This window comes from Halorubrum sp. AD140, assembly GCF_034497445.1.
GTDB lineage: Archaea > Halobacteriota > Halobacteria > Halobacteriales > Haloferacaceae > Halorubrum.
Genome location: NZ_JAXRUU010000041.1, coordinates 1 through 17,712, shown reverse-complemented (window position 1 = coordinate 17,712; position 17,712 = coordinate 1). Strand labels below are relative to the sequence as shown.

General features: G+C 71.7%; 18 protein-coding genes. 7 read left to right on the top strand and 11 right to left on the bottom strand.

Annotated features, from left to right (window positions below; genetic code table 11):
* Positions 1-3 precede the first annotated feature (3 nt).
* The gene (locus tag U4E84_RS11060) at positions 4-1,020 is read left to right on the top strand and encodes an amidohydrolase family protein (RefSeq protein WP_322532153.1); all 1,017 of its coding nucleotides are present in this window, start codon (positions 4-6) and stop codon (positions 1,018-1,020) included.
* A 12-nt stretch (positions 1,021-1,032) separates the two neighbouring features.
* Here U4E84_RS11060 and U4E84_RS11055 read toward each other — a convergent pair whose 3' ends face one another.
* The 3 genes from U4E84_RS11055 to U4E84_RS11045 form a co-directional block, all read right to left on the bottom strand.
* The gene (locus U4E84_RS11055; protein WP_322532152.1) at positions 1,033-1,506 is read right to left on the bottom strand and encodes a winged helix-turn-helix transcriptional regulator; all 474 of its coding nucleotides are present in this window, start codon (positions 1,504-1,506) and stop codon (positions 1,033-1,035) included.
* Between the two features lie 73 nt (positions 1,507-1,579).
* The gene (locus U4E84_RS11050) at positions 1,580-2,188 is read right to left on the bottom strand and encodes a universal stress protein (RefSeq protein WP_322532151.1); all 609 of its coding nucleotides are present in this window, start codon (positions 2,186-2,188) and stop codon (positions 1,580-1,582) included.
* Positions 2,189-2,266: 78 nt separating this feature from the next.
* The gene (locus U4E84_RS11045; RefSeq protein WP_322532150.1) at positions 2,267-3,550 is read right to left on the bottom strand and encodes a tRNA pseudouridine(54/55) synthase Pus10; all 1,284 of its coding nucleotides are present in this window, start codon (positions 3,548-3,550) and stop codon (positions 2,267-2,269) included.
* A gap of 129 nt (positions 3,551-3,679) precedes the next feature.
* Here U4E84_RS11045 and U4E84_RS11040 point away from each other — a divergent pair, with 129 nt between their 5' ends.
* Positions 3,680-4,066: a DUF5830 family protein gene (locus U4E84_RS11040; protein ID WP_322532149.1), complete on the top strand. Its 387-nt coding sequence runs from the start codon at positions 3,680-3,682 to the stop codon at positions 4,064-4,066.
* Positions 4,067-4,163: 97 nt separating this feature from the next.
* On the opposite strand, the gene U4E84_RS11035 is transcribed toward U4E84_RS11040, so the two are convergent.
* Complete coding sequence (locus U4E84_RS11035; RefSeq protein WP_322532148.1) at positions 4,164-6,452, bottom strand: cbb3-type cytochrome c oxidase subunit I; 2,289 nt, start codon at positions 6,450-6,452, stop codon at positions 4,164-4,166.
* Between the two features lie 168 nt (positions 6,453-6,620).
* On the opposite strand from U4E84_RS11035, the gene U4E84_RS11030 reads away from it, so the two are divergent.
* On the top strand, positions 6,621-7,070 hold the full coding sequence (locus tag U4E84_RS11030) for a MoaD/ThiS family protein (protein ID WP_322532147.1): 450 nt from the start codon (positions 6,621-6,623) through the stop codon (positions 7,068-7,070).
* 87 nt (positions 7,071-7,157) lie between these two features.
* Positions 7,158-7,643, top strand: coding sequence for a hypothetical protein (locus U4E84_RS11025; protein ID WP_322532146.1), 486 nt, complete (start codon positions 7,158-7,160; stop codon positions 7,641-7,643).
* A gap of 52 nt (positions 7,644-7,695) precedes the next feature.
* Here the strand turns inward: U4E84_RS11025 and hemA are convergent, their stop codons facing one another.
* The 6 genes from hemA to U4E84_RS10995 all read right to left on the bottom strand — a co-directional run bounded on the left by hemA (position 7,696) and on the right by U4E84_RS10995 (position 12,698).
* A complete protein-coding gene (gene hemA, locus U4E84_RS11020) occupies positions 7,696-9,036 on the bottom strand; it encodes a glutamyl-tRNA reductase (protein WP_322532145.1) in 1,341 nt (446 codons plus the stop codon).
* Positions 9,033-9,746 (bottom strand): NAD(P)-dependent oxidoreductase, encoded by a 714-nt coding sequence (locus tag U4E84_RS11015; RefSeq protein WP_322532144.1) that lies wholly within the window; start codon positions 9,744-9,746, stop codon positions 9,033-9,035. The genes hemA and U4E84_RS11015 overlap by 4 nt, the downstream gene beginning before the upstream one ends.
* Positions 9,747-9,792: 46 nt before the next feature.
* Complete coding sequence (locus U4E84_RS11010) at positions 9,793-10,878, bottom strand: Lrp/AsnC family transcriptional regulator (protein WP_322532143.1); 1,086 nt, start codon at positions 10,876-10,878, stop codon at positions 9,793-9,795.
* Between the two features lie 89 nt (positions 10,879-10,967).
* A complete protein-coding gene (locus tag U4E84_RS11005; RefSeq protein WP_322532142.1) occupies positions 10,968-11,435 on the bottom strand; it encodes a hypothetical protein in 468 nt (155 codons plus the stop codon).
* 13 nt (positions 11,436-11,448) lie between these two features.
* Positions 11,449-11,850: a 30S ribosomal protein S6e gene (locus U4E84_RS11000; RefSeq protein WP_322532141.1), complete on the bottom strand. Its 402-nt coding sequence runs from the start codon at positions 11,848-11,850 to the stop codon at positions 11,449-11,451.
* 119 nt (positions 11,851-11,969) lie between these two features.
* The gene (locus tag U4E84_RS10995) at positions 11,970-12,698 is read right to left on the bottom strand and encodes a lipoate--protein ligase family protein (protein ID WP_322532140.1); all 729 of its coding nucleotides are present in this window, start codon (positions 12,696-12,698) and stop codon (positions 11,970-11,972) included.
* Between the two features lie 137 nt (positions 12,699-12,835).
* Between U4E84_RS10995 and U4E84_RS10990 the strand changes: the two genes are divergently transcribed.
* The 3 genes from U4E84_RS10990 (at position 12,836) to U4E84_RS10980 (ending at position 16,170) form a co-directional block, all read left to right on the top strand.
* Complete coding sequence (locus U4E84_RS10990) at positions 12,836-14,515, top strand: histidine kinase N-terminal 7TM domain-containing protein (RefSeq protein WP_322532139.1); 1,680 nt, start codon at positions 12,836-12,838, stop codon at positions 14,513-14,515.
* Between the two features lie 78 nt (positions 14,516-14,593).
* Positions 14,594-15,481, top strand: a complete 888-nt coding sequence (locus U4E84_RS10985) for a hypothetical protein (protein WP_322532138.1) — start codon at positions 14,594-14,596, stop codon at positions 15,479-15,481.
* 227 nt (positions 15,482-15,708) lie between these two features.
* Complete coding sequence (locus U4E84_RS10980; protein ID WP_322532137.1) at positions 15,709-16,170, top strand: PaaI family thioesterase; 462 nt, start codon at positions 15,709-15,711, stop codon at positions 16,168-16,170.
* On the opposite strand, the gene U4E84_RS10975 is transcribed toward U4E84_RS10980, so the two are convergent.
* The coding region (locus tag U4E84_RS10975; RefSeq protein ID WP_322532136.1) for a molybdopterin biosynthesis protein at positions 16,140-17,712 on the bottom strand (1,573 nt) is incomplete at its 5' end. The genes U4E84_RS10980 and U4E84_RS10975 overlap by 31 nt on opposite strands.

Genomic DNA, 17,712 nt, shown 5'->3' with positions numbered 1-17,712 from the left:
GGTATGGAGGAACTCACGGGAACCGTCCTCGCCGGGGAGTCGCTCGAACCGATCCGCGGCCGCGTCGTCGTCGAGGACGGCCGCATCGAGGCCGTCGAGGAGGTCGACACCGAGTCGACCGACATCGTCCTGCCCGCGTTCGTCAACGCGCACACGCACCTCGGGGACTCGGTCGCGAAGGAGGCGGCCGTCGGGCTCTCGCTCGACGAGGCGGTGGCGCCCCCGGGGAGCCTGAAACACCGCCGGCTGGCGGCCGCCGACCGCGTCGACCTCGTGTCGGCGATGCGCCGGAGCCTCCGGTTCATGCGACGGACCGGCACGGTCTCCTGTCTGGACTTCCGCGAGAACGGCGTTTCCGGGGCGAGAGCGCTCCGCGAGGCGGCGGCGGCCGTCGACGTCGATCCGTTCATCTTCGGGAGCGGCGACCCCGCCGTGCTGGACGTCGCCGACGGGTACGGCGCCTCCGGCGCGAACGACGGCGAGTTCGCCGAGGAGCGCGCCGCGTGCGCGGACCGCGGCGTCCCCTTCGCGATCCACGCCGGCGAGCCGGACGCGACCGACATCCACCCGGCGCTTGACCTGAAGCCGGACCTGCTCGTCCACATGGTGCACGCCGGCCGGGACCACCTCGAACGCGTCGCCGACGAGTCGGTCCCGGTCGCCGTGTGTCCGCGCGCGAACACCGTCCTGGGGGTCGGCGAGGCACCGGTCCGGGACCTACTCGATCACACGACGGTCGCGCTCGGCACGGACAACGCGATGTTGAACCCGCCGACGATGTTCCGCGAGATGGCGTACGCGGCGAAGCGGTTCGACGTGAGCGCCCGGGAGGTGCTGTGGATGGCGACCGCCGCCGGCGCCGAGATCGCGGGCCTCGACTGCGGCGTCGTCGAACCGGGTCGCCGGGCGGCCCTCGTCGTCCTCGACGGCGCCTCGGACAACCTGGCTGACTCGGACGACCCGGTGCGGGCGGTCGTCCGACGCGCGACCGCGCTCGACGTCGAGCGGGTCGTCGGGTGAGTCAGCGGGCGGCTACGAGTCCGTGTCGGCGTCGAACGTGCCGAACGGCGTCGTCTCGTGGCTCCGCACCAGGACCTCGTCGGCGACGGTGAGTCCCATGTCGAGGAGCTCCTGCGCGACGGGCGTGATGTCGTCGTCGGACTCGCCGACCGCGGTCACGAGGAGGTTCTGCTCGCCGGTGACCAGCTCCTGGACCGAGACGACGCCGTCGATATCGAGGACCTCGGGGAGGATTCCGCCCCGCTCGGGTATCGAGGCGGTGCAGTAAAGCAGCATCCGGAGCGGGTACCCCGACTTCTGGTAGTCGACCTCGGCGCTGTACCCTTTGATTATCCCGTCGGACTCGAGGCGCTGGATGCGCTTCCGGACGGTGCTGTCCGACGTCCCCGTTCGCTCCGCGATGTCTCCGGACGACATGTTACGAGCGTCCTCCTGTAGCGCGTACAGGATCGCCCTGTCCACGTCGTCGATCGCTTCGTCAGCCATACCGGGACCTCCGGGGCATGGCCACTTTACATTATATATTATTTTCGAATGGGAAGCGTGAGTCCGCCTCGGCCTACGCGACGTCGAGCGACGTCTCCCCGTCCGCCTCGACGACGACCACGGGGACCTCGGCGTCGTCGATCACGGTGTCGGTCGTGGAGCCGAAGACGAACCGGCCGACGGTGCCGGTGGTGGGGGCGCCCACGACCACGAGGTCGTAGTACGGCGACTGCTCGACGATGGCGCCCGCGGCGGTCCGGTCCTCGACGAGCCAGCGGTCCGCCCGGTCGAAGTCGCCGAGGCGGTCGCGGGCGGCCGAGAGGAGGCGGTCACCGGCGGTCTCGTACTCGTCGGTGTCGTCGGTCGCCGCGGCGTCACCGTCCGCAAGCGCCTCGTCGGAGGGGACCACGTGGAACAGCTCGAGCCACGCGTCGGTCGTCTCGGCGATTCGTCGGGCGACGTCGACGGTCGCCCCGGTGTGCGGACCGGCGCCCACGGCCACGAGAATCGAGGACATTCGGTCCGGTCGCGTTGCGCGCTCGGCCCCCTTCAGACGGGCGTGTGTCGCCGTCGCCGTCGACGCGACCGCCTCCGTGACGGCCGGTTCGAGGACGGGTTCGCCGACTCTGTCGCCGATCGCCGGCGACTCGGCGCTCGCCTCGTCCGCGTCGCTCCCGTGCATACCCCAGCGTCAGACGCCCGTCAGATAAATCCCGTTGGTCCGCGCCGACCCGTGAGAACGGTCGCCGCGAGCGGCGGCTCAGTCCCGGAAGAACGCCTCGCGCTCGAACGGCTCGTCTTCGCCCTCGACGGCGATCACGTCGAGCGCAGTGACCTCGGCGCCGACGCCCAGGAGGCCGGCGAGGCTCGGCTCCGTGCGGCCCTCGTCCCCCGATATCAGCTCCTTGATGTAGAGCCCGCCGGCGCCGCGGATCTCGACGGTGGCGTGGCGGGGGTCCTCCAGCTCGGCGGTCGCCTCGTACACGTCCCGCTCGCGGGTGAGGCTCGCGCGCCGGTGGTCCACCCGGTTCGGGGTGTACTGCTCGACGGTCGTCCCCTCCAGTTCGTCGACCGCGTCGGCGAGGGCGTCGGCGTCGACCTCGGCGTCGAACGCGACCCGCGCGCGGTAGCGCTTGGCGGCGTCGAGCTCCTTCACGCGCTCCACCATGTCGTAGGTCGCGAGCCGGAGGCCCTCGACCTCGACGGCGCCGTCGGCGAAGGCGTTGATATCGGCCTCCAGCCGCTCGACGTCGACCCGGCGGCGGCGCGGCTCCTCGACCTCGACCACGAACGGGCGGCCGGTGCCGAGCATGAGCGCGTCGACGTCCTCGCGGCCCGCGCCGTGGAACGTCGCCTCCGTGCCCTCCATCACGTCCTCGACGACCGGCGCGGTGTACTCCTCGACGCTGTCGTCGTAGAGGTAGCCGGAGCCGCCGCAGTGGTCGCAGGGGTCGGCGCCCCGCCGGCCGGAGCCCTTGCACTCGCGGCAGGGCCACTCGGTCTGGGGGATGTCGCGCTCCAGCTTCCGGTAGCGGCCGTACACGAACGTCGAGTTCACCTTCGCGTCGATCGCGCCTTCCGCGAGGTCGATCGTGAACTGCACGTCGGGGCGGTCGAACGAGACCTCCGTCTCCGTGAGCCGGCCGACCCGTTTGCCCACCTCCCGGTTGAACTCCGATTTGAACGGCTCGCCCGCGTCCTCGTCGAGGCCGGCGTCCGCGCGGAGCAGCGCCTCGTTCTCCTCGATCAGCGGCGGGGGGCGGGTGCCGACGTTGTACGTGGCGAACTCGATCCCCTCGACCGCCTCGGCGGCGCGCTCGGCCCACGCGTCGAACTCGGCGCAGCGGCCCTCGCAGACCCAGCACGCCTCGGCGTCGACCGGCTCGTGGTCCTCGTCGTCGCGCAGCGCGAGCGAGACGCGCAGCGCCGAGCCGCGCTCGGCGTTCGACAGCCCGAAGCTTCGGTCGGCGACGAGCCGGCCGAGACAGGCGTCGCACACCGGCCCCGTCCCGGCCGCCCGCGCCGCGACCTCCAGTACGTCCATACGCCCTCCAGCGGCCCGCGTGGTAACTGTCTTACTACATGGCGGGCGGGCGGGCGCGGGCGACCGGGGGCGCGAGACGCGCCGCCGCCTCCCGGCCGACTTAAGGGGGTCCGAGTCCTCTCGCCGGGCGTGAACGAGCCGGCGTCCCGGGAGGAGAAGCTGGAGCTCGGCGTCGAGCTGCTCGCGCACCTCGAACGCGAGGAGCTGTCGCTGCCGGCCGCGATCGACCGGATCGAGACGGTGACGACGAGCCCCGCGCTCACCCGGGAGATCTTAGACGCCGCCGAGAAGCGCGGCGTCATCGAGCGCGAGGGCGCCCGCCTCCGCGTCCGGCGGGGCGGCACCTACGTGAACTACGACACGCAGGTGGTCCGACGCGAGGGCGAGTTCGAGTGCCGTCGGTGCGGAACCGCGGTCACGACCGGGCACTTCGTGCGGCTCGACGCCGGCGAACTGGGTCCGTTCGGCTCCTCCTGTATCCGGAAGGTGACGGGTCGCGACGACGACTCCGAGTGAGACGGGTCCCGGGCATCTCACCTACCGACGCGGTCGGCCCGCTCCGGTGACCGACCGAGAACAGCGTGGGGCGCGGAGCCGGAGCGCGGGCTCGCCGTCAGTCGTCGTCGCCCAAGACCCCCTCGGCGACGGCCATGTCGTCGACGGTCGGGTCGTCCTCGGAGCGCCGGAGGACGAACCGCTTCCGGACCACGTCGGCGACGTAGACGACGGTACCCAAGATGAGCAGCGTGTCGCCCGGGAGCCGCGCCCAGAACAGCGCCTGGACGAGATCGCCCTCGTAGAACGCGAGACCGCGGGCCGCCGCGTAGCTCTCGGTGAACGCGACGTCGAGCTGGAGGAACCCGACCGGGAGCACCGAGACGAACACCATCAGCGCGAGCCCGGCGTTCCAGAGCCAGAACGACGCGCGGAGCCACGAGCCGTCCCAGCGCTCGGGGTCGATCGACAGCTGGAGCATGTACGCGACCATCCCGAGCGCGAGGAACCCGAACGCGCCGAACATCGCCGCGTGGGCGTGCCCGACCGTGAGGTAGGTGCCGTGCTCGTAGTAGTTGACGAGCGGGAGGTTGATGAAGAAGCCGAGCACGCCGGCCCCGACGAAGTTCCACACCCCGCTGGCGACGATGAACATGAACGGGAGCGTGTACGGGAAGTCGCCGGTCTCGGTCATCGCCCGGTACTGGCCGATCGCCTCGTAGAGGATGAAGATCAGCGGGAGCAGCTCCAGCGTCGAGAAGATGCTGCCGATCGGCACCCAGTAGTCGGGCATACCGATCCACCAGTAGTGGTGCGAGACGCCGATGACGCCGGTGCCCATCACCAACAGCGCCTGCAGCATCACGGCCTTCTCGGCGCTGCGCCGGCTGAGGAGGTTCATCGAGACGAGCGTGAGCCCGATGATCGCGACGATGAAGAACTCGAAGGCGCCCTCCACCCACATGTGGACGACCCACCACCGCCAGAACTCCGTGACGGCGATGTTCGTCGTCGGCGTGAACAGGAAGCCGGCGACGAACAGCAGGGTGATCGAGCCGCCCGCGTAGAGGATCATGTGCGCGAGCCCGTACACCGGCTCGCGGTCGAGCAGCGGCTTGAGTCCCCGAATCGCGAGCACGGCCCAGAGGAGGAACCCGACGAGGAGGCCGCCCTGCCACACCTTCCCGACCTCTAGGTACTCCAGCCCCTCGTTGCCGAGGAGCCACCAGAGCTCGCCGGGGAGGTAGCCGTTCGCGCCGAGCCAGATGCCGGTCATCCCGCCGCCGACGACCACGACGAGCGCGCCCAGGAGGACGTTGACGTACCGCGCCTGTCGCCTCGGCTCGTGACCGGTCAGGAGGGGCGGGAGGAACAGCCCGGCGCCGAGCCACGTCGCCGCGATCCAGAGGATCCCCAGGTCGATGTGCCACGTCTTCGCGATCGAGAAAGGCAGCAGCTGGAGGATGTGCACGCCGAACAGCTCCTCGATCCCGAAGAAGCCGGCGCGTTCGACGTAGAAGTGCGCCAGCAAGCCGCCCAGCAACACCTGCGCGAGGAACAGCCCGGCGGCGACGGGGACGAATCTGAGCGCCGCGCGCTGGCTCGGGAAGACGCTCACGTCGCCCGGCTCCGGAACCGAAATCCCGGCCGCCGACGGCTCCGGAAGCTTCACCGACTTGTACAGCAGGATGGCGGCGCCGGCCGCGCCGACGAGCAGCACCATCGCGATCACGCTCCAGGTCATCGCGGCGCCGGTGGCGTCGTTGCCGGCGGCCGGCGAGTAGGGCCACTCGTTCGTGTAGGAGTTGTCGGAGCCGGGCCGGTCGGTGTGCGAGAACCACGCCGTCCACAGCGCGAAGTCCGCGAAGTCCCGGGCCTCATCGGACGACTCGATCATCTCAGCGGGCACGCCCCGGTCGTGGTCGCCCTCGTGGTACCGCTCGACGTACGTCTCGCGCACCTGCTCGTGCGCGTACGCCTCGGCGGCGGAGTACTCGATCGCCCCGCCGTCGTGGGGGCCGTCGAGGTCCTCGCGGACGGTCTCCGCGACCGCGGCCCGCTCCGAGGAGTCGAGCGAGTCGTACCCGGTGTCGTACTCCTCCTGCGCGTAGTACTCGCGCATGTGCTCGGCCTTCAGGTCGAGCGTGTCGGCGGTGTAGTCCTCGCCGTAGTACGCCCCGTTGCCGAGGATCGACCCGTGGTTCATCAGTCCGTACTGCTGGAATGCCATCTTCCCGTCCTGGATCGACTCCCCGGTCGCGATCGTCTCGCCGTCGGGGCCGACGACCTCGTCGGGGATCGGCGGTGCCTCCTGATAGGCGAACCACGCCCCGGCGCCCATCACGACCAGATTGAACAGGAACGCCGCGACGATGACCTTCGCGATCGTCTTGCGTGTGAGCTCCATCGGCAGGGGGTTTCCTCCGCACGGCCTATCAGTTTCGCGGCAACATGTTCGGGAGGCGTTCTCAGTGGCCGAGACGCCGGCCGCAGCGTCGTTCGCGTGCCCCTCCACGGCCGGATGGCGAACATGTTCGTGACGCTGCTTTCCCGCCGAAGACGCGTACCGACGCGTATGTCACCGAGACAGCAGGCGACCGACGCCGCCGCGGAGCCCGTCCGAGACGACGTCGAGTCGGAGAGCGCGTCCGACGCCGAGACCGAGACGACCGTCACCGTGCGCTGTACCGGACACGTCCGCACGGAACTGGGGAGATACGAGTTCGAGTACGCGTTCGCGGGCGACACGCTCCGGGAGTTCCTCGACGAGCTGTTCGACGACTACCCGGAGCTACAGGACATGCTCATCGCCGAGACCGAGGCGGACGCGACCCACAGCGGCTGGGCGCCGACGCCCGAGGAACTCCCCGGTACGTGGACGAAGAACCCCGTCGGCGAGCAGACGATGGCGTACGCCCGGATCCTCGTGAACGGCCGCTTCAACGAGAACGAGGAGGGGTTCGACACGACGCTGGCGGACGGCGACCGCGTCGCGCTGGTGTATCCGTTCATGTTCTGCTGTTAGCTGTATCTAGTTGCGACTTGGATCCGAGTACGTGAATCATTGTTGAGCAAACGACATGATTTTACTTCGTGACACACATCCGCACGCATGGTCCCTAACGGAGGCGAATTCGACGAGGGCGTGCGAGACGAGTCGATCACCTCGGACGACCGTGTCGCCCCGGACGCCGCACTGCTGCGGATCGACCCGTCGGTACTGGAGTTAGACCGCGTCTTCTCCGTGTTGAGTCACCCGAAGCGCCGGTATCTCGTGTACGCGCTGGCGGAAGACTCCGAGTGGACGTTGCCCGAGTTGGCGACGAAGCTCGCCGCGTGGGAAGGGCACGCGGACGAACGCGACGTGGGTGCACGCACCCGGGACCGACAGTACATCTCGCTGTACCACACCCACGTCCCGAACCTCGTGGACCACGGCGTCGCCGAGTTCGACGCGGAGACCGAGACGCTCGCCCGGGGAGCCCACGCCGAGCGGGTGTTTGCCGCGCTCGCTGGCGCGGGCGACGGTCTCGATCTCGCACAGGAGCGGCACGCCGGTAGGACGTACGACGGGGACGCCGGCGCGGATTCGGTGTGAGGCGACCGTCGACACCGCGCGACGAAAGTGACCGACGCAGGTCCGAACCGGCCTAGTCGTCGAGCTCTTCGGCGATCGACTCCGGCGGGGCCCCGACCTCGGAGGGCTCGCCCTCGCTCGCCGACGCTCCGCCCGGGACTGCGGGCGGGGCGTCGAACTCGGGGTCGAACAGCCGGAGGGCGGTCCGGATCGTCTCCCAGTCGTCCTCGCCGGCGGCGTCGCGCAGCGAGCTGGTGGGTGCCGCGAGCAGCTGTCCGACCAGCGCGTTCGCCATGTCCGCGACGGTCTCGCGCTGCTCGTCAGTCAGCCCGCCCTGCGCCTCCAGCCTCGAGATCGCGCGGTCGACCTCGCGGGCCTTTACGCGGTCCGCGCCCGCGTACATCGCGGAGATGGCGTCGTCGGCGCGCTTGCGCTTGTACGCCCGCAGGATGCGGTCGAGCTCCTCGTCGATGATGGCCTCGACCTCGCGCGCCTCCGCCTCGCGGCTCGCGCGGGTCCGCCGCGTCACGTCCTCTAACGCGTCGATGTCGTACAGCGTGAGCCCGTCCCGGTCGGCGACCGTCGGGTCGACGTCGCGGGGCTGCGCGATGTCGATGCAGACGAGCCGTCCCGCGTCCGCGACGTGGGTCGACCCGATAACCGGCTCCGGGCTCCCGGTCGCCGAGATCACGAGGTCGGCGTCGGCGACGACCGCCGGGAGGTCGGCGAGCGGCACCGCCTCGGCGGGCGTGTCGATCTCGCCCGCGACGAACTCCGCGTTCGGCACCGTCCGGTTCGCGACGACGATCTCCGAGACCGCGGTGTCGTCGAGCGTCCGGGCCGCGAGCGTCCCCATCTCGCCGGCGCCGACCACGACCGCCGACCCGTCGGTCAGGTCGATCTCGGTCGCGGCCAGCCGCACTGCGGCCGAGCCGAGCGAGACGACCCCCTCGTTGATCGACGTCTCGTTGCGCGCGCGCTCGCCGACGTGGAGCGCCTTCGTCACCGCGTCCTTCAGCACGGGGCCGATGCCGCCCGCGGACTTCGACTCCTCGTACGCCTCCCGCAGCTGGCCGATGATCTGGTCCTCGCCGAGCACGAGCGACTCCAGCCCGGAGGCGACGCGCATCAGGTGTTCCAGGCTCTCCTCGTGGTCGAGGCGACGGACCGCCCCGCCGCGAACGTCGGGGGCGAATGCCTCCAGCGCGACCGTCCCGTCGACCGTCCGATCGGTGACGACGAACGCCTCCGAGCGGTTGCACGTCTGGAGGGCGAACGCCTCCTCGACGCCGTCGCGCGCGAGCAGGTCCGAGACGGTGGCGCGGACGCCGTCGCCCCCGGCCGACTCGATCTCGTCGACCGTCGCGCGGGAGTGGGCGACGCTCACGCCGGCGATGGCTCCCGTCTCCTTCATCGATTGAGTACCTCCTCGATCACGGAATCCGCCTCTCTCCGACCGTTGGATCTCCCCTTTTGTAAACCCTTCCAAACCCCCTCGGATCGCACGACTCGGCGGATCGCCTCTCGCCGCGTCTCGGGGGGGATCCCGCGGTCTCTGAGCTCCGCGCGGAGCTCGCCGGAGAGCTCGGCCATCGCGCCGGCGCCGTCGATCTCGGCCTCGACGCGCTCGCGGAGGGCCTTCGCGAGCGCCGGACTCGCGCCCCCCGTCGAGAGCGCGACCCGGACCGGGTCGTCCTCGACGGTCGCCGGCACGACGACGCTCCGGACGTCTCGGCCCCCCGACCGCTCCGCGGTCGAAACGTCCGTCCGGTTGACGAGCAGACCGGCGTCGAGCGCGGCGGCCTCGGCCGCGGCGTTGACGGCGTCGTCGTCGGTGGCGGCGATCACGAGCGCCGGCCCGACCCGATCGATCCAGCCGGCGACCGCGTCGGCGTCCGGGGCGGCGCGGACGAGTTCGACCGTCGGCCCGCCCCCTCCCCTCCGATCGCTCGCTCCCCTCCGATCGCCCGCTTCCGCGAGGTCGACGAGCCGGTCGCCGAACGCCGGGCTCACGACGACCACGCGGGCCTCGTCGGCGAACCGCGACGCCTTCCGCGCGCCCACGCTCCCGCCGCCGAACACGAGCACCGTCTCCCCCGCGAAGTCGTGGTAGAGCGGGATCACGCCGGACGCCCCCGGATCGCGGAGCGTCGGACCGCGGTACGGCGGGTCACGACGTGTTGCTGTCGGCGCGGTCGGCGATGCGGATCCCCGTCTTCTTCAAGATGCGCGTGGAGAACAGCGTGTCCCAGTCGTCCGCGCCGACGTCCCAGTGGTCGTCCATCAGCGCTCTCACCTCCGCGATGCGCCGCTCGCTCTCGGCCTCCGTCCGCCCGTGCGTCATCGCGAAGAAGTTGTACTCCCAGACGCCCGCGTGGCGGGGGCGCTCGTAGCAGTGGGTGACGAAGTCGAGGTCGGCGACCGCGGGGCCCACCTCGTCGAGAGCGTCCTCGGGCACGTCCCAGACGGTCATGCCGTTCTCCGTGTACCCGAGCGCGTAGTGGTTCGGGATGACGCCGACGCGGCGCACCTTCCCCTCCGCCTCGAACCGCTTTATCGTCTCTATCACCCAGTCGGCGTCGGCGTCGATCGCGGCCGCCACGTCGGCGTAGGGCGTCTCCGTGATCGGGAGCCCGCCCTGGATCTCGACGACGAGGTCTCGCTCCGCGGGCGTGAGCGTCTCCCGGTCGCTCGGGGTGACCGCGGGGCCGAGGTCGGACAGGTCGACGTCGCCGTCGGAGACCGGCCCGTCGACGAGGAATCTCGCGCCGACGTGGAACTCCCGGAGCTTCGGGAGGTTGTACGTCTCCTGTCCCGTCGCCGCCTCGATCTCGGCGAGCACCTCCTCGACGCGGTCGCTCCCGTCTTTGTCCGGGTCCGGGTGGTCCGCGACGCTCACCACGAACCACATGTTGAGGTGCGGGTGCTCGCGCTCGTAGTTGTGCGCCACCGCGGTGAACTCGTTGACCGTCTCCGCGACCTCCTCGTAGCGGTCCTCGGGCGCGTGCATCGCGACGAGCGACGCCGCGCCGCCGATCTCCTCGGCGTTGACGAGCGCCCCGAACCGCGACAGGGTCCCCGCCTCGTCGAGCTCGCGGACGCGCTCGCACAGGTCGGTCCCGGTCACGTCGACGCCGCGCTCGCGCAGCGCCGCCGCGGCTGGCTCGAAGGGCCGCTCGGTGACCGGGAACCCGCCCTGGAAGGCGTTGATGATCCCGCGGTCGAGCGCCGTCAGGTCCGCGTCGACCTCTCTCATGCCTCCGGATCGGAACCGAGCGAGAATAAGCGATCCGACACCGACCCCGGACGGTTCGGGGGCGACCGCGAACGATTCGGGGGCGGACCTCAGCCGTCGAGGTCGCGCGCGATGTCCGCGAGCGACGACGGCGGTCCGCGGGTCGCCTCGTACACGACCCGCTCCCCGGGGATCCGGAGCCCGTACAGCTCACCCGGCACGACGACATCGAGGACGACGCTGTCACCCGGCTCGCGGCCGTTCGCGCCGAGCCACGCGACCAGGCGGTTCTCCCCCTCGCTCGCGTCTCGCGCGAGCCGGCGGTTGTCGAACGCGCCGCGGATCAGCCGGCCGGAGCCGTCGGCTGTCACCGGCGCGTAGTACTCCTCCCGGTCGATCGCGACTCGGATCACGTCGCCGGCGGCCATCGCCAGCGACTCGCAGGTCCCGGACTCGACGCGGCCGCCGAGCTCGTCGTCTGCGGGGATCCGCACGCAGGGGCGGCGGGTGCCGCCACTCCGGGCGAGCGAAACGCGGACCGAGGCGACGCCCTCGTCGTCGGAGGGGACGCGGGGCATCGGAACCGAGCGCTTACTCCTCGTCGGCGTCGTCGCCGTCGCCCTCGCCGAGCGCGGCGGCGACGTTGCCGCCCTCAACGACGGAGACGTTGATCTGCGCGACGTCGTCGTCGATCTCGCGGCCGCGGACCGTGATGCGCTTGCGCTCGCCCTCGCGGGACGGCTCGAAGCCGACGCCGCCCTCCAACAGGAGCTCCTTCAGGCGAGTGCCCGAGACGTCCTCGCGCATCGGACGGCCCGTCTCGTCGGAGCCGCCGGTGATCTCGATCGTGTGCTCGGGGAGGCCGACGGCGTCCCCGCCGATCTCGTCGCCGATCTCGCGACCGAGGAACCGGTTGGCGTCCTGTCCGTCGACCTCTCGCTGGAACGTCTCGCCGCTCTCGGGGTCGGCGACGACGACTTTGAATTCGGCCATGGGCGAACCGAGACCCCCGCGAATAAAAAGCACGTCGAAACCGCGATTCGGCCCCGATCGCCCCGCGGTCCCGGTTCGGCGGTGGGATTTCGCGCTGGGCCCGGATCGCTGGTCGGCGCTCACCCCTCGGCGTCGACCCGTTCGACCCGACGCGACCCGTCGCCCCACGGCCCGTCGACGAACGCGTCCTCCAGCGTCAGAGCGACCCGCTCCGGGTCGTCCGGACCGCCGGCGGCCGCGACGCTGCCGACCGTCTCGGGGTCGAACGGCACGCCGAGCGCGTCGTAGACGGCGTCGCTGACGGCGGCGATCTCTCTCGCGTCCGTCGGCGAGACGACGACGCACCCGGCGACCAGCGCGGCGTCCGCGCGGACGCGCTGGGCGATCCCCGACACCTTCCCGCCGCCGCCGACGCGCACCGAGTGATCCCCCGGACAGAACGACGCCGGGGGCTCGCCGGCGACGACGGTGGCGCCGAGCCCCCGAAGCGCCCCGATCACCGTCTCGACGGCTCGGTCGTACCGGCCCGTGATCGAGCCGCGCGGCTCGCTCCCGGCCGCGTCCTCTCCGGTCAGCGGGACCGCGTGCGCGAACGCGAGCGTCTCTCCGGCGTACGCGACGGCCCGACCGCCGACGGCGCGCTCGACCGGACGGAACCCGTGCTCGGCGGCGATCCGTTTCGCCCGTTCGAACCCCGCCGAGCGAGCGTCCCGGCGGCCGAAAGCGACCTGTCGGGCCGGCGTCCACACGCGGAGTCCGGTCGTCCCCTCGACCGCGTCCGCGAGCAGCGCCGCGGTCCGCTCGTGGTCCGCGTCGGGGTCGTTTGCCGTGCCGCTGAGCACGCGCATACCGGGTGGCAGGTCGGCGGCGGACAAGGCGGTTTCGGCCGCCAGGGGGTCTCCTCGCGGCCGGTTCCCCGTCGTCGTCGGCCGTCTCGACGTATGACACAAACGTTTTGCCGACCCTCGAAGTGGGTCACGTATCGATGAGCGATCTCGGCGCGCTGCCGGTGCGAGCCTACCTCGCAGCCTGCCTGCTCGCCGGGGTCATCGGACTGTGGCTCGGCCGGGTCGCGTGGCGAGAACGCGACCAGCCGGGCGGCACCGAGGTCGCGCTCTACCTGCTTTGCGGCGGCGGGATATCGCTGCTGTACGCGGTCAGAGTCGTGAGCGCGAGCGAGCTGGTCATGGTCGTCGCGCTCAACCTCGCGACGCCGCTCGTGGCCGCAGCCCCCGGTATCTGGCTGGCGTTCGCGCTCGCGTTCGCCGGACACGACCGATGGCGGACGGAGAACCGGATCGTCGCGCTGGCGACGCCGGCGTTCGTCTGGGTGTTGCTCGCGTGGTCGAGGGACACTCACGGGCTCTCGCGCCGATCCCTCGAGCCCGTCGTCGAGGGGCCGTTCTCCCTGCTGTCGTTCGGACTCGGCCCGGCCGACGTCGGATTTCTGCTGTACGCGTACGGACTCTGCGTCGTCGGCGCGCTCGTCGTGGTAGACCTGTACCGGCGGACCGGCAACCGATATCGCCTCCAGACGTTCGTGATCCTGCTCGGCACGCTGGTCCCGTTCCTGGCTGGAATCGTCTCCGTCGTCGACGTGGGCAGCTACGCGAGCCTCGCGTGGTACCCGACGGCGCTGGTCGTCCACGGCGTCTTCCTGTACGGGACGGTGTTCTGGCTCGGGACGCTCGACGCCGCGGTCGTCGCCCGCGACACCGCCGTCGAGGTGATGCAGGACCCCGTGATCGTGGCCGGCTCCGACGGCCGGATCCGAGACCTCAACCCCGCCGCCGAGGAGCTGCTGCCGGCGGAGGCGGTCGGCTCGTCGCTCTCGGCGGTGTTCCCGCGACTGGAGTCCGGCATGCAACATCCCGTCGCCGTCGGCGGTCGGAAGTTCGACATCCAGGAGGACCCGATCACCGACCCCCGAGGGACCGACCGCGGTCACGTGTTCCTGCTCCGGGACGTGACCGAGCGGGAGCGGCGACAGACGGAGCTGGAGCGCAGGGAGGCGGAGCTCAGACGCCAGAACGAGCGGCTGGAGGACTTCGCCGGCGTCGTCTCGCACGACCTCCGGAACCCGCTCGCCGCCGCGACCGCGGCGGTGGAGCTCGCCCGACACGGCGACGGGAACGACGAGGACGCGCTCGACCGAGCGGCGAACGCGCACGAGCGTATGGACGACCTGATCGAGGGACTGTTGTCGCTGGCGACCGCGGGCCGCTCCGTCGACGACCTCGATCGCGTCTCGCTCGACGCGAGCGTCAGACGCGTCTGGTCTCGGCTCGAGACGGCGGACGCGACGCTGTCGGTCGAGGACCCGGACGCGACGGTGCTCGCCGACGGCGATCGACTCGAACAGCTCCTCTCGAACCTGTTCCGCAACGCGATCGAACACGGGGGCGAGGACGTTTCGGTTCGCGTCGGGATCGAACCGCAGCAAGACGGGATCGCGCTCGCCGTCGCCGACGACGGACCGGGCGTCCCGCCGGACCGGCGGTCGCAGGTGACCGAACGCGGCGTCTCGCTCGACGGCGGAACCGGACTCGGCCTCGCGATCGTCGGCGACATCGCCGAGGCGCACGGGTGGCGGATATCCGTCGAGGAGTCCGACACCGGCGGCGCGCGCTTCGTGATCCTCGGGATGGAGCCCGCAGATGACTGACGACGCCGAGCGCTTTCGGCGCCGTCACGCACGCCGGCCTCGTGGAGCGTTCGGCTCGCGCGCCAGTGAGGTCCGAGGGTGACCGTTACGCTGTCGCGAGAGGCCCTCGACGGATGCCGGCGGTTCTCGCGGTTCAACTCTCCGTACCCCGCCCACGACGACGGCTGCGCGGTCGACCTGTACCCCGGGGACGGAAGGGGACGCTCGCCCGTCTCGGGCGTCGTCCGCGAGGTTCGGACCGTCGGCTGTCCGAGCCGATCGTACGCCGCCGCCCAGGACCACCTGATCGTCGTCGACCTCGACGGGACGTGGTGCCGTCGGGCGGGCGCCGAACCCGGAACCGCCGCCCGGGTCCTCCACGTGATCCCCGAGGTGTCGCCTGGCGACCGCGTCGCCGTCGGCGACGACCTCGGACCGACGACGAGGTCCGGGTTTTTCGGTCAGTGGGTCGACGATCACGTCCACCTCGGATTTCGCGCCCCGGGGGCGAGCGCGCTCAGGGCGAGCGGGTCGCTCCCGGTCGACGTGGACGTCCCGGTCGAACCCGTCCCGTGGGACGGGACGGGCGCGGTCGTCGAGCGCGGACCGACGCACGTCGTCCTCGACGCGCCGACCCATCCGGATCCGGGCGAGACGTTCGCGGCGCTCGCCAGCGACGAGGGGCTCCCGCTCGACGGCGGGCTGGCTCACTACGCGGGCGGCGGCGTCTTCGGTCGCCTCGATGGGGCGTCCGAGGCGTCCCTGTGGGGAACTCGCGTCGGCGTCGAGAACGGTCTCGGGCTCGCGTGGGATCCCGTCGACGTGCTCGCGAACGGCGAACGGGTCGCGGGGCTGTCGCTGTTCGCGGCGCTGGACGCCGGCCGCGGGGCGAAGGTCGTCTGCCCGGATCGAGAGTTCGCGCTGGGTGAGCGGGTGTCGATCGACGTGGTTCCGAGCGACGACCCGATTCGGCTCGGGGTAGGGTGAGACGGCCGTCGGCGAGGCCCGATGGTGTGTGTCGAACAGCCGGCGCGATCGAGTCCCCGCGACGGTGCGCCGGACTCCCGTCTCGGCCGCCGCGGACGACGCGTCAGGTCACGGGACGGATGCCGCGTCATCGCCGATAAACGGTCGGACCGGAGGACCGGATCCAACGTCGCGTCAGTTGTCGACCGTTTCGGGGAGTACAAGCGGCGCGGTCGTGACGTCGGGGTATGGACCGGAGCGACGTCTCGGCGATGGACCCGCTGTCGGCGGACGCGGTCGCGCTCGTCGAGCGGCGGATAGAGGAGGAGCACGGCTACCTCTCGTGGTTGAACACGTCCGTCGACGTCGTCGAGCGCGGACGGGTCGTCCTCTCGATTCCCTTCGACGACGAGCTGACGAACAGCGACGGCGGCACCATCCACGGCGGCGTGGCGGCGACGCTGATCGACACCGCCGGCGGAATCGCCCAGCGGACGACGTTCGAGGACCCGCTCGCCGGCGGGGTCGCGACGGTGAACCTCAACGCCAGCTACCTCCGGCCGGCGACCGGCGACCTCACCGCCGAGGCGACGGTCATCAGGTCCGGGGGATCGATCGGCGTCAGCGACATGACCGTCACCAGTTCCACCGACGGCGACGCCGCCGAGGTCGTCGTCGGTCAGGGCTCGTTCCGGCTGTTCCGAGAGTAGCCCGCGAGGCCGTCGAGGAGGCCGTCGGACCCGACGGCGTCGTCGTCAGCTCCGCCGAGGTCGTCGAGCGCGTCCGCGAGCTCCCCGACGGCGTCGCGTCCGGCCCGACCGGGCGCCGCGCGGACGGCGACCGACTGCTCGCCGAGCGACACGAACCCGCAGCCGAGCCGCTCCGCCGTCTCTCGGAGTCCGAGGCCGACGTCGGCGTCGCCGGCGAGCACTCTGCGGGCCGGGCTCTCGAACGCCCGCACCGTCAGCTCGTAGCCCGCGATCCGTTCGACCAGGTCGCTCCGCGACATCGAGCGCTCCTCGGCGAGCGCGTCGAGGGCGTCGTCGAGGGTCCGACGGAGCCCGGAGTCGGGCGGGCGGTTGACGAACCGGAGGTCGCGGTCGACGAGGGCGTCGAGCCCCGTCACGTCCGCGGGGTTTCCGGCGGGGACGACGAGCCCCCACTCGCGCGTCCAGCCGCCGAGCTCCACCGTCTTCACCTCGCGGTCGGACGGTCCCGCGACGACCGCCACGTCGGGGACCCCGTCGCGCAGCCGCCGAAGGCCCTCGCGGGACCCCACCGGCAGGTATCGGGGGTTCTCGAGCCGGTCGAGTAGGCGGTTGAGCGCCGGGTCGTCCTCGCCGACTCCGAGCAGGGTCGGCGGGCGCACGTCCGGCGAGAACAGCCGGACCGAGACGCGCTCGCCCTCGTCGAGGTACTCCGTGTCCGGGTCGACGGCGACGACCCCGTCGGCCTCGACGAGGCTCGTCGTCGCGCCCGACCCCTTGTCGACCGGGTAGACGAGGGGGAGGTCGCCGTCGCCGAGGTCGAGCAGCCCGACGGGCATCAGTCGCATGCGCCCCTCGCCGTAGCGCTCGCCGACGCCCATCCGACCCTCGACGGTCGCCGTCGCGGGCTCGGGCTGGCCGGCCGCCTCGCGGATGGCGGGCGCGACGAACGTCCGGAAGATGGTGAGCGCGGACACCGGGTAGCCGGGGAGGCCGACGTACGCCGACTCGCCGCCCCGCGAATCGCCGGCCTCGTCGGTGCGGTCGAGCCGCCCGACGAGCATCGGCTTGCCCGGCTTGACCGCGACGCCGTGGAGCAGCAGCTCGCCGCGCGCCTCGATCACGCGGTAGATGACGTCGACCGCGCTCGCCGAGGTCGACCCCGAGGAGAGCACGAGGTCGCACTCGTCCGCCGCGCGTCGGAGCAGGCGCTCCATCTCGCCGTAGTCGTCGCCGGCGTGCGGGTAGAGGACCGGCTCCCCGCCCGCCTCCTCGACGCCGGCGGCGATCGTCGTCGAGTTCACGTCGTAGATCTCCCCGCGCGAGGGGTCGAGCGGCTCGCCCGGGCGCACCAGCTCGTCGCCAGTCGAGACGATCCCGACCCGCGGCCTCCCCTCGACGGGGACTTCGTCGACGCCGAGCGCGGAGAGGAGCCCGACCTCTCGGGGCGTGAGCCGGGTTCCGGGACCGAGCGCGCGGGCCCCCGCGGCGATGTCCGCGCCCGCGCTCATCACGTGGTCGCCCGGCGCGACGGCGGTCCGGATC